Origin of the sequence: Brevundimonas sp. UBA7838, from assembly GCF_002500885.1 — a bacterium.
Lineage (GTDB): Bacteria > Pseudomonadota > Alphaproteobacteria > Caulobacterales > Caulobacteraceae > Brevundimonas > Brevundimonas vesicularis_C.
The window spans coordinates 1-10,728 of the sequence record NZ_DLTK01000020.1; the positions used below are offsets into that span (position 1 = coordinate 1).

Here is a 10,728-nt window from a genome sequence, read left to right on the forward strand (position 1 = left end):
TGCGCGCGCCCGCATGGCGGCCGGCGGCGGCGGGAGGGCCGCTGTGGCCGCCGTTCAATCGGACTGGGAAGAGTTCTAAGGCCAGGCCTGTTCGGGCGCGATTAAGCGCCAGACGGCCTAGGCCTCCAGCCGCGCCTTGACGGCCTCGGCGAAGCCGGCGCCGTTCGCGGGGTCGTGATCCAGATAGAAGTCCGGCTCGATCAGTTCGGCCTCCATCAGCACCCATCGACCGGCGTCGTCGCGGGCCATGTCGATGCGGGCATAAAGCAGCGGTTCGTCGATGGCGGCCAGCACCTGCTCGGCCAAGGCCATCGCCGCCGCGTCCGGCGTCACGGCCCTGTACAGGCCGCTGAACTGGACCTGGATGCGAAAGTCGCCGGCTGCCGGCCGTTTGTTGACCGCATGGCTGAACCGGTCGCCGAAGAACAGCAGCGAGGTCTCGCCCTCGGTTTCGATCGATTTCAGATAGGGCTGGATCATCGCCGCGCCCTCGGGCGCATCGCTCAACACCTCGCCTGGCGTCAGGCGCAGGGTGCGAAACGCCCCGGCCGACACCGTCGGTTTGACGATCAGCACCGGCGCGCCTGTCTCGGCGAAGGCGGCGTCCACCTGATCCTGGGTCACGCGGTCGGTCCAGCGCGTCTGCGGGATCGGCACGCCCTTGTCCGCCAGCCGCGCCAGATAGGCCTTGTCGGAGTTCCAGCGCAGCACCTCGGCGGGATTGGCGACCGCCAGACCGGCCTCGCGCCACGTCGCGCAGGCCTTCAGCCAGCGCCCATGATCGCGGTGATAGCCCCAGGCGATGACCGGCAGGATCAGGTCATAGACCCCAAGGCCCGACGCGTCCTCGACATGATCGCTCCAGGGCGTGGCCGTGACCGTCGCGCCCGTGCTCTCTAACGTCGCCTTCAACCGGTCCAGCACCTCTGGCCAGCGCCCGACATAGGTCTTGTCGGCGGGATCGGGGGTCAGGACGGCGATATGGGTCATGCAGTCCTCATAGCGAAGCGACGCAAAGCATATAAGGGCTTCCTTATGTGATTTCGGGTGACGTGCGGGCGTTGACCGGCTAAGGCGCGACCATGACCCAGAACACCGCCCAATATGACGTCTGCGCCGTCGGCAACGCCATCGTCGACGTCCTCAGCCCCTGCGACGCCGCCTTCCTGACGGCCCAGGACCTGGCGCCCAACTCCATGCAGCTGGTCGACGCCGAACGCAGCGCCGCCCTGTATGACGCCATGGCGCCGGGCGTGGAGGCTTCGGGCGGGTCGGCCGGCAATACCGTGGCGGGCGTCGGCTCGTTCGGCGGTCGCGCGGCCTATATCGGCAAGGTCGCCGACGATACGCTGGGCCAGGTCTTCACTCACGACATCCGCGCGGCGGGCGTTCACTTCGACACCCCTGTCCTGACGGGCGGGGCGGATCAGGGCTTCGGCACCGGCCGTTGCCTGATCAACGTCCTGTCGGACGGAGCGCGCACCATGGCGACCTTCCTGGGCGCCGCAAACCAGCTGTATGCCGACGACATCGACGAGGCTCTGATCGGCGCCAGCGAGATCGTCTATCTGGAAGGCTATCTGTTCGACCCCGCGCCCGCACGCGCCGCCTTCGAACGCGCCGCCGCCGCCGCGCACAAGGCCGGCCGCAAGGTCGCCATCACCCTGTCGGACACCTTCGTCGTCGCGCGCTGGCGCGCCGAGCTGTTGGACTTCATCACCCAATCCGCCGACATCGTCCTGGCCAACGAAGCCGAACTGGGCGCCCTGTTCGAGACCGAAGACTTCGATGCCGCCGCCGCGAAACTGGCCGCCATCGTCGAGATCGCCGCCGTCACGCGCGGCGAGCACGGCTCGGTCGTGATCAAGAGCGACGAGCGCGTCGTCGTCGCCGCCTATCCGGTCGACAAGGTGATCGACACCACCGGCGCCGGCGACCAGTACGCCGCCGGCTTCCTGCTGGGCCTCGCGCGCGGCCTGACGCTGGAAGAGGCCGGCAAGCTGGGCTCCCTGGCCGCGTCCGAAGTCATCGCCCACTGGGGCCCCCGCCCGATGGTGAAGCTGGTCGATCTGGCCAAAGAGAACGGGCTGAAGCTTTAAGACCAAGTGTCTCCCCCCACACAGTGGGGAGGATACGTTCGTCTTCAGCTCTTCCACCTCAGCGTCGTGGGCTGGATCGGGTTCACGAACGGGCGCGCCTCGGCGCGGCTCCTGGCCCATTCACGCTTCAGCTGCTGATACCATTTGGCCTGTTTGTCGGCGTCGTCGATCCAGATCAGGACGGGGTCGTAGCGCAGGCCCTCATTCTGCAGGTTCACCATGCCGCCGTCCTGTTTCAGGAAGGCGACGACCCCCATCCGCAGGAAGGGTTTGGCCAGGCCGAACACCCAGTGGTCGGACCAGAAGATTTGGGTGATCCGCGTCTTCGTGTCGGTGATCGGCGTCAGGCAGGTCAGGGCCAGGACCTGTTTCTCGCCGACCTGAATATGCTCCCAGCGGAAGCCCGGCAGGCGGAAGGTGATCTCGGTCGCGGGCGCCCCGCCCAAGATCTTGTAGAGACGGCTGTTCGACGAAGGCGCATGGCGCACCATGGCCCAGCCGAATTCGGTCGGGGCGAAGGCCTTGGACTTTTCGTGCATCGAATGCTCGGACCGCCACCACCATTGCTGGTGGACGTAGGGGCCGTGGGCGGGGTCCATCAGGCCGACGACCGCGTGGTCGATATGGCTGTCGAAATCCATCGCCTCGACCAGCTTGGCCTCGCCGCCGACCACGCCGGGGAAGACCGGCGGCTCATGGTCCGGCTCCATTGGATTGCGGGTGTCCGACGCCATCCAGACAAAGACGAGGCCCTGGCTTTCGCGCACCGGATAGGACCGTACGCGGATGCGGTTCGCCTCGAACGCCTGATCCTCGACCAGGGACGGAATGGCGGCGCAGACGCCGTCGGGGCGGAAGCGCCAGCCGTGATAGGGGCATTCGACCGTCTCGCCCTCTCCGGGCTTCTCCACCAGCTTGCCGGCCGACAGGGGCGCGGCGCGGTGGGGACAGATGTCGCGCATCGCATAGACCTGGCCGGCGCGGGTGCGGCCGATCAGCACCGGCTCGCCCATGATCTCGTAGCGTTTCAGGCTGGCCGGAGCGACGTCGCGGCCCAGGGCGACGAAATACCAAGCGTCTGTGACGAACCCCTTGCCGAACGGCTGCGCGCCGGCTTTTGAAGGGGCGGGTTCGACCTGCGGGGACTGGACGGGAGCGGCGTCGGCGAGCTTCATACCGACTGTCTAACAGAGCCGCGCGGCGCCTGTCTCATGTCACCTGACAGAGAACTTTACATATCAAAGTTGGTGCGTCATAAGCGGGCGTCAAAGGGGAGTTTGATCATGACCATCGTATCCATTCTGAACCGCACCGTCGGCGCCGCAGCGGCCGCCGCCCTGCTGTGTGTCGCACCCGCCGCCCTGGCGCAGGACGGGCATGGCGCCCACGCGGAGGCGGGTCACGCCCACGGCCACCAGCATGCCGATTTCCAGTCTGACCGCATCCATGTCCGCGTCGATGGCGACATGGATGGACGCGACATCATCCTGATCCCCGGTCTCAGCTCGTCGCCCGAGGTCTGGCAGGGGACGGTGGATCATCTGACGGCGCAGGACGGCGTGGGTTGGCGCGTGCACCGCATTCATGTGCAGGGCTTCGCCGGGGCGCCGGCCGAGGGCAATGCGCAGGGCGCAACCCCTTCGCCGGTCGCCGCGCCGGTGGCGGAAGAGATCGCCCGCTACATCCGCGACAAGGGCCTGACCAAGCCGGTCGTCGTCGGCCATTCGATGGGCGGGACCATCGGCATGATGCTGGCCGCGCGCCATCCCGATGCGGTCGGCAAGCTGATGGTCGTGGACATGATCCCCTTCATGGGCGCGATGTTCGCCGCGCCGGGCGCCTCGGCCGAAAGCGTGACCCCGGTTGCGGACCAGATCTGGGCCGCCCAAGCCAACAGCCCGCGCGAGGCCTATGTCGCCCAGGCGACCGCCAGCATCAACGGCATGATCAACACCGAAAGCCGCCGCGCCGAAGCATTGGAAGACATGCGCGATAGCGACCAGAAGGTCTCGGCCGCCGCCTTCCGCGAGCTGATCACGACGGACCTGCGTCCCGAACTGTCCAGGATCACCGTCCCGACCGAGGTGGTGTACGCCAAGTTCAAAGATCCGCGCATGACGCCCCAAGTCACCGACAGCATCTATCGGATGTCGTTCGCCAATCTGAAGGACGCCCAGCTGAAGCGGATCGACGACAGCGCCCACTTCATCATGTTCGACCAGCCCCAGGCCTTCTACGCCGACCTGGACGCCTTCCTAGCGAAATAGCGCGCGGTGACCCATCCTTCCGCGAAACGGATCGTCGGCCTTTATCGGGATAAGGCCGGCGTGGGCATGACCGTCGAATACGATGGGGCGGAAACCCACATCTGGCTGGCCCAGCGCGCCTTTCTTTCGGCGAAATAGCCGCTCACGATCCCGTGAAGTCGGCGGGACCGTTTCGGTGGGCGTTCATACGCGATACACAGCCGATGAACGAGAACTCGCCCAAGGCGGCATCTGAAGGACGGACATGGCGGGACCGGTGAATGCGGGCGGACCACAGGCGCAGGGCAAGCCCCGCCGGTCGGCCCTGGGACGGTTGTTCTATTGGAGCGCCGTGCTGGCGGTCTGGGGGCTGATCTTCCTGGTCGTCTTCTTCGCCGTCTTCGCGCGCGGCCTGCCGGACACCTCCAGCCTGTATCAGGTCGATCGTCAGCCCTCGATCACCTATCTGGATCGCAATGGGGCGCTGATCGCGACGCGGGGTACCCAGATGGCGCCGCCCGTCGATCTAGACGCCCTGCCGGACTATGTGCCGGCCGCCTTCATCGCGATCGAGGACCGGCGCTTCTATCACCACCCCGGCTTCGACCCCATCGGCATGATGCGGGCGATGGCGACCAACGTCCGCGCCGGGCGGGTGGTGCAGGGCGGTTCGACCCTGACGCAGCAACTGGCCAAGAACCTGTTCCTGACGCCCGACCAGAACATGCGCCGCAAGGTGCAGGAGCTGATGCTGGCCGTCTGGCTGGAGATGAAATTCTCCAAGAAGGAGATCCTGGCCCTGTATCTGAACCGGGTCTATTTCGGCGCCGGCGCCTATGGGATCGAGGCGGCGTCGCAGCGCTATTTCGACAAGTCGGCCAAGAATCTGACGGTCGGAGAGGCCGCGCTGCTGGCCGGCCTGCTGAAGGCGCCCTCGCGCTATTCGCCGGTGTCCGAGAGCGAGCGCGCCGCCGCCCGCGCCACCGTCGTGCTGAACGAGATGGAAGAGGCCGGCGTCATCACCGCGGCCCAGCGGGAACAGGCCGTGACCCAGCCGGTCATCGTCTCGCGGACGCTCGCGACCCAGCACGCCCAGTATTTCATCGACTGGCTGGACAAGTCGATCCGCAGCCTGGTCGGCGAACCGACCGAGGACATGGTGGTCGAGACGACCCTGGACCTGACGCTGCAGACGGCGGCCGAGCGGTCGGTGCGCCGCATTTTGGATCGTGACGCCGGCAAGGGCGTGCAGCAGGCGGCCCTGGTCGCGCTGGACGGCGACGGCCGGGTGCGCGCCATGATCGGCGGCTCCTCCTATGCCGACAGTCAGTTCAACCGCGCCGTCGACGCCAAGCGCCAGGCGGGTTCGGCCTTCAAACCCTTCGTCTATCTGGCGGCGGTCGAGGCCGGCTATACGCCCCAGACCCCGGTGGTCGATCAGCCGATCACCATCGGCAACTGGTCGCCCCGCAACTATTCCGGGACCTTCAGCGGAAACATGACCCTGGCGCAGGCCGTGGCCCAGTCGACCAATACGGTCGCGGCCTATGTCGCCGATCAGGTCGGGCGCGACAGCGTGGCCCGCGCCGCCAGACGCCTGGGCATCGAAAGCCGCATCGGTCTGGAGCCAGCGATGGCGCTGGGCGCGGTCGAGGTCTCGCCGATCGAGATGGCCACCGCCTATGACGCCTTCGCCAATGGCGGGCGCCGGGTCGACGCCTATGGTATCAGCCGCATCCGCACGCCCCAGGGCCGCGTCATCTATCAACGCCAGTCGGGCCAGAGCGGCCAGGCGATCAACAATCCGTCGCTGTACTACATGAACCAGATGCTGCGGGGCGTGGTGACCAGCGGCTCGGGCCGGTCGGCGGCGATCTCGGGCCGCGACCTGGCGGGCAAGACCGGCACGACCTCGGATTACAAGGACGCCTGGTTCGTGGGCTATACCGGCGGCTTCGTCACCGCCGTCTGGGTGGGCAAGGACGACAACACCGCCATGCGCGGCGTGACCGGCGGCTCGTCGCCCGCCGCCATCTGGAAGGGCTTCATGGAGGCGGCCTTGCCGCGCCTGGACGCCCCCGCTATCCCTAACGGCCCGCCCATGCCCGAAGGCTGGGTCGCGCCCGATCCGGTCGGTGACCTGATGAGCGGCCTGGATCAGAACGGCCTGGCCATCGAACCCGTCGATCCCCTGGCCGGCGAGCCCTATGTCCCGGACGACCAGGCGCCGATACAGCAGTCGTCGCCGCAGCCGTCCAGTCCCGCGTCTCCCAAGGGCGGCTATCGCGATGCGCCGAACCCGCAGCAGCCCGAGGGCCGCCCGGCGCCGGAGCGAAAGGGCGACGCCCTGTTCTTCTGATCGCGACGCTAACAGCGCGAAAAAAGGGGAGGCGACCCGGCGGTCGCCTCCCTTTGTATTTCAGGCCTGGGTCAGCGGGGGCAGGACAGGTCGCCTTCCTGACATTGGCTGAGGGTCCGCAACTGGCGTGTCCGCTCTGTCGTCAGACGCGCGAGGCAGGTCGAGTGCACCATCGGATAGGCGGAACCGCCCTGAACGCCGGACGCCTCGAACCGGCATTGCTGATCGCGGAAGCTGATCCAGGTGCGTTGGGCGGTGCGCAGCAGGGTGCGGCTGGCGGGCGACAGGCGTCCCATCGTCGTCGTGTACTGGCTGTTCAGCGCCCGATCGGCGCGCTGCAGTTCCTGAGCGGCGTTGGCGTTCATCGTGGTCTGCGATTGGGCGCTGGCGGACGAGGCGGCGGTGACGGCGAGGCCGAGCGCGATCGATAGGGTGATCATCGTTTTCATGGGGCGTTCCTGAGTGGACTAGCCATGCTGAAACGCGCCCGGCCGCCAGGGTTTCCGCCTAGCGTCCCACGGCGTGCAGCGCCCCGCCGTAATCCTTCAGCCATTTGCGCCAGGGCTTGTGATCCCCGACCAGCCGTTCGACCACGGACCAATAGGCTGGGCTGTGGTCGGCGTGGACCAGGTGGGCGACCTCGTGGGCGGCGAGGTAGTCGATGACCGGGGGCGGGGCCATGATGACGCGCCAGGAATAGCGGATGGTGCGGTTGTGCGGGCTGCACGAGCCCCAGCGCGACCGGGGATCGGCGATGCCCATCTTCACCGGGCCCTGGCCAAGAGCGCGCAGATGGTGGTCGGTGCGTTCCAGAAGCGTATCGCGCGCCTCGCGCTTCAACAGGTTTTCGATCCGGCGGGCGTAGGCCTCGCCTTCGCCGCCCGAGCGAATGATCGTCCCGTCCTCGACCAGGCGCGCGGCGCCCGCGCCGGGCACGGCCTCAAGCCGCACGGGCCTGCCACGCAGGGAGATCACCTGGCCCGGTTCCAGCGGGCGGCTTTTGGGGCGCACGGCCAGGCGTTCGCTGATCCAGACGGCCTTGGATCGGGTGAAGGCGACGGCCTGGCTCAGCCCGCGCTCGGTCGGGGCGATGACCACGGCCTCGCCGGCGCGCGCGTCGATCCGCACCGACAGACGGCGGGCACGCGGATTGACCGACAGTCTGAGGACGGGACCGGCGCCGGCCCCGCTTTCGTCAAGCGGCAGCCGCTGACCGTTGCGATACGCCACCGGCGGCCTCGTTCTGGGCGATGAAATCGCGCACGCGGGGATAGATCTCGTCACGGAAGCGCCGGCCGTTGAACACGCCGTAATGGCCCACGCCCGGCTGGACGTAGAGGACGCGGCGATCCTCGGGGATATTGGGGCACAGGCCGTGCGCGGCCTGGGTCTGGCCGACGCCGGAGATGTCGTCCTTCTCGCCCTCGACGGTCATCAGGCCGATGTCGGTGATCCTGGACAGATCGACCTTGCGCCCGCGATGCTCCAACAGGCCTCGCGCCAAGAGATGCTGCTGGAAGACGATGTCGATGGTCTGGAGATAGAACTCTTCGGTCAGGTCCAGCACCGACAGGTATTCGTCGTAGAATTCCTCGTGCTTCTCGACCTCGTCGCCGTCGCCGGCGATCAGGCTGGTGAAATAGTTCCAGTGGGCGTCGCGGTGGCGATCCTCGTTCATCGACATGAAGCTGTAGAGCTGGACGAAGCCCGGATAGACGCGCCGCCCGAAGCCCGCATAGGGCAGGGGCACCGTGTGGATCATGTTCGACTTGAACCAGGTGAAGGGCTTTTCCTCGGCCAGCTGGTTGGTGACGGTCGGCGACAGGCGCGCGTCGATGGGCGACCCCATGAAGGTCATCGACAGGGGACGGTTTTCGTCCTCGTCCTCGGCCATCACCGCGCCGGCGGCCAGCACCGGCGGGCCGGGCTGGCACACGCCGACGACGTGGGCGCGGCCGCCGACCTCGGCCAGCATCAGCCGGACGTGGTCGATGTAGTCGAAGAAGTCGAATCGCCCTTCCAGCATCGGCACCTGGCGGGCGTTGACCCAGTCGGTGACATAGACGTCGTGGTCCTGAAGGAAGGCCTCGACCGTGCCGCGCAGCAGGGTGGCGTAGTGGCCCGACAGCGGGGCCACGATCAGGACGGCCGGGCCGGAGGCGGGCTTCTTGGCGCGCTTCAGATCGCCGATGTTGCGGGCGAAGCGTATCAGGCGGCACCACGGGTTCTGCCAGATCACCTGTTCGGTGGTGCGCACCGGCTTGCCGCCGATGTCGATGGTTTCCAGCTTCCAGGCCGGCTTGCCGTAGCGCCGCGTCACGCTCTCGAACAGTTCGGCCGAGGCGTAGGCCGTGCGGCCGATGGCGGTGTCGGCCGCCGGGTTGAACGGCGAGGTCCAGAAGCTGCGGGCCAGTTGCGCGCCGACCCGGAACGGCAGGGCCGACTGGTAGGCGAGTTCATGAAAGGCGTAGAGCATGACGATCCGATACGGCCGAGCGCCGTTTGTGCAGGGCAACATATAATGCATCACCCTGCAAAAGGATTATGGGGTCGCCGCTAACCCCGCGCCATCGCCTGTTCGATGATCCTGGTCGTCTTGTCCGGCCCCATTCCATAGGCGACGGCGGTGCGGAACTTTCCGTCCGGGCCCATCAGATAGACGGTCAGGGAGTGGTTCATCGTATAGCCCTCGCCCTCGCCGACCTTCTGATAGAAGGCGCGGTAGGCCTTGGCGGCGGTCGCCACCTGTTCGGGCGTGCCCGTCAGGCCGATGGTCCCCTTGGGAAAGCCGTCGGATGACAGATAGTCCTTCAGCGCCTGGGGCGTGTCGCGTTCGGGGTCGATGCTGACGAAGACGATCTGCAGATCCTCCGCCTTGTCGCCGAGCCGCTGTTGCACCGCGCCCAGCTCGGCCAGGGTGGTCGGGCAGAACTCGGGGCAGTAGGTGAAGCCGAAGAAGACCAGGCTCCATTTGCCGTCCAGCATCGTCTGATCGACGGGTTGTCCATCCTGATTGACCAGTTTGAAGTCGCCGCCGACCAGGGGCTGGCCGGTTGACGTCACCTCGGCGCCGTCCGACGTGGGCGCACGACCGCTGACCACCACGACGGTGATGATGGCCAGCGCCACGGCGATGGCGATGCAGGCGCCCGCGAACAGCAGGATGGAACGACGCGGCATGACGGCCTCTCACGAAACGGATGTGATCGGTCTATAGAAGGCGTGTGACCTCGACAGAAGCCCGCATGGCGCCGCACGGCGCATCCTCTTCGGAGCCGTTGAACGGCTGGAGCGATGCGCCGCGTCGTGGACGGGGGTTTTCGCTGCGGACCCTGATCGTTCTGCGCTGGCTGACCATCATCGGCCAGAGCGCCGCGATCCTGACGGCGCATCAGGGGCTGCATTTCCCCCTGCCGCTCTGGCCCTGCCTGATTGTGATCGCCATCAGCGCGGCGGTGAACGTGGGGGCTGTGGCGCGGGTGCGCCGGCTGGAGGCCAGCCTACCCGATGGGCGCACGACCGCGATCCATCTGGGCTTCGACATCTTCCAGTTGGGCGTGCTGCTGGCCCTGACCGGCGGGCTGGAGAACCCGTTCTGTCTGCTGCTGGTGGCGCCCGTCACCATCGCGGCGGCGGCCCTGCCGGCGCGTCAGGCCCTGATGCTGGGCGTGCTGGCCCTGATCGCGGTCGGGGTGCTGTTCTTCTGGTCCGAACCATTGCCGTGGCGGCCGCACGAGAACTTCCACCTGCCGACGCTGTATCGTCTCGGCATGGCCATGGCTTTGGTGACCGGCGTGGTCTTCACCGCCGGCTACGCCTGGCGGGTGGCGGCCGATGCGGAAAAGCTGGAACTGGCCCTGGCGACCACCCAGGACGTGCTGCAACGCGAACAGAGGCTGGCGGCGCTGGGCGGCCTGGCGGCGGCGGCGGCGCATGAGCTTGGCACGCCGCTGGCGACCATTCAGGTGGTGGCGAAGGAGCTTCAACGCGCTTCAGCCCCCGACAGCGACGCGGCCGAGGATGC

10 protein-coding genes and 1 pseudogene are annotated in these 10,728 nt (G+C 67.4%); 5 read left to right on the plus strand and 6 right to left on the minus strand.

From position 1 onward, the window contains the following. Positions 1–117: 117 nt before the first annotated feature. On the minus strand, positions 118–990 hold the full coding sequence (locus B3T77_RS00945) for an ATP-grasp domain-containing protein (protein WP_292076219.1): 873 nt from the start codon (positions 988–990) through the stop codon (positions 118–120). Positions 991–1,082: 92 nt separating this feature from the next. Here B3T77_RS00945 and B3T77_RS00950 point away from each other — a divergent pair, with 92 nt between their 5' ends. Further along, positions 1,083–2,099 carry an adenosine kinase gene (locus B3T77_RS00950; protein ID WP_292076221.1) on the plus strand — a complete coding sequence of 339 codons (1,017 nt, stop codon included), beginning with the start codon at positions 1,083–1,085 and terminating at the stop codon, positions 2,097–2,099. Between the two features lie 44 nt (positions 2,100–2,143). Here B3T77_RS00950 and B3T77_RS00955 read toward each other — a convergent pair whose 3' ends face one another. Beyond that, on the minus strand, positions 2,144–3,274 hold the full coding sequence (locus B3T77_RS00955) for an aromatic ring-hydroxylating oxygenase subunit alpha (RefSeq protein WP_292076223.1): 1,131 nt from the start codon (positions 3,272–3,274) through the stop codon (positions 2,144–2,146). A gap of 108 nt (positions 3,275–3,382) precedes the next feature. Between B3T77_RS00955 and B3T77_RS00960 the strand changes: the two genes are divergently transcribed. From B3T77_RS00960 to B3T77_RS00970, 3 genes are all read left to right on the plus strand, one after another. Then, positions 3,383–4,366: an alpha/beta fold hydrolase gene (locus B3T77_RS00960; RefSeq protein ID WP_292076226.1), complete on the plus strand. Its 984-nt coding sequence runs from the start codon at positions 3,383–3,385 to the stop codon at positions 4,364–4,366. Between the two features lie 6 nt (positions 4,367–4,372). Then, the gene (locus B3T77_RS00965; protein WP_292076228.1) at positions 4,373–4,504 is read left to right on the plus strand and encodes a hypothetical protein; all 132 of its coding nucleotides are present in this window, start codon (positions 4,373–4,375) and stop codon (positions 4,502–4,504) included. Between the two features lie 106 nt (positions 4,505–4,610). Then, the gene (locus B3T77_RS00970) at positions 4,611–6,704 is read left to right on the plus strand and encodes a transglycosylase domain-containing protein (RefSeq protein WP_292076231.1); all 2,094 of its coding nucleotides are present in this window, start codon (positions 4,611–4,613) and stop codon (positions 6,702–6,704) included. 71 nt (positions 6,705–6,775) lie between these two features. Here B3T77_RS00970 and B3T77_RS00975 read toward each other — a convergent pair whose 3' ends face one another. The 4 genes from B3T77_RS00975 to B3T77_RS00990 form a co-directional block, all read right to left on the minus strand. Beyond that, the gene (locus B3T77_RS00975; protein WP_292076234.1) at positions 6,776–7,153 is read right to left on the minus strand and encodes a lysozyme inhibitor LprI family protein; all 378 of its coding nucleotides are present in this window, start codon (positions 7,151–7,153) and stop codon (positions 6,776–6,778) included. Between the two features lie 58 nt (positions 7,154–7,211). Beyond that, positions 7,212–7,934, minus strand: a complete 723-nt coding sequence (locus tag B3T77_RS00980; RefSeq protein ID WP_292076236.1) for a M48 family metallopeptidase — start codon at positions 7,932–7,934, stop codon at positions 7,212–7,214. Continuing rightward, on the minus strand, positions 7,900–9,180 hold the full coding sequence (locus tag B3T77_RS00985; protein WP_292076241.1) for a polyhydroxyalkanoate depolymerase: 1,281 nt from the start codon (positions 9,178–9,180) through the stop codon (positions 7,900–7,902). Before B3T77_RS00985 ends, B3T77_RS00980 begins: the two co-directional genes overlap by 35 nt. 80 nt (positions 9,181–9,260) lie before the next feature. Next, positions 9,261–9,884 (minus strand): SCO family protein, encoded by a 624-nt coding sequence (locus B3T77_RS00990; protein ID WP_292076238.1) that lies wholly within the window; start codon positions 9,882–9,884, stop codon positions 9,261–9,263. Positions 9,885–9,928: 44 nt separating this feature from the next. Between B3T77_RS00990 and B3T77_RS00995 the strand changes: the two are divergent. Then, positions 9,929–10,728 (plus strand): annotated as a pseudogene (locus B3T77_RS00995) (sensor histidine kinase); the annotation flags it as partial.

What these genes read in the sequence shown, in the direction of transcription:
- B3T77_RS00945 (WP_292076219.1), bottom strand. Translation starts at nt 990, where the DNA reads ATGACCCATATCGCCGTCCTGACCCCCGATCCCGCCGACAAGACCTAT.
- B3T77_RS00950 (WP_292076221.1), top strand. Translation starts at nt 1,083, where the DNA reads ATGACCCAGAACACCGCCCAATATGACGTCTGCGCCGTCGGCAACGCC.
- B3T77_RS00955 (WP_292076223.1), bottom strand. Translation starts at nt 3,274, where the DNA reads ATGAAGCTCGCCGACGCCGCTCCCGTCCAGTCCCCGCAGGTCGAACCC.
- B3T77_RS00960 (WP_292076226.1), top strand. Translation starts at nt 3,383, where the DNA reads ATGACCATCGTATCCATTCTGAACCGCACCGTCGGCGCCGCAGCGGCC.
- B3T77_RS00970 (WP_292076231.1), top strand. Translation starts at nt 4,611, where the DNA reads ATGGCGGGACCGGTGAATGCGGGCGGACCACAGGCGCAGGGCAAGCCC.
- B3T77_RS00975 (WP_292076234.1), bottom strand. Translation starts at nt 7,153, where the DNA reads ATGAAAACGATGATCACCCTATCGATCGCGCTCGGCCTCGCCGTCACC.
- B3T77_RS00985 (WP_292076241.1), bottom strand. Translation starts at nt 9,180, where the DNA reads ATGCTCTACGCCTTTCATGAACTCGCCTACCAGTCGGCCCTGCCGTTC.
- B3T77_RS00990 (WP_292076238.1), bottom strand. Translation starts at nt 9,884, where the DNA reads ATGCCGCGTCGTTCCATCCTGCTGTTCGCGGGCGCCTGCATCGCCATC.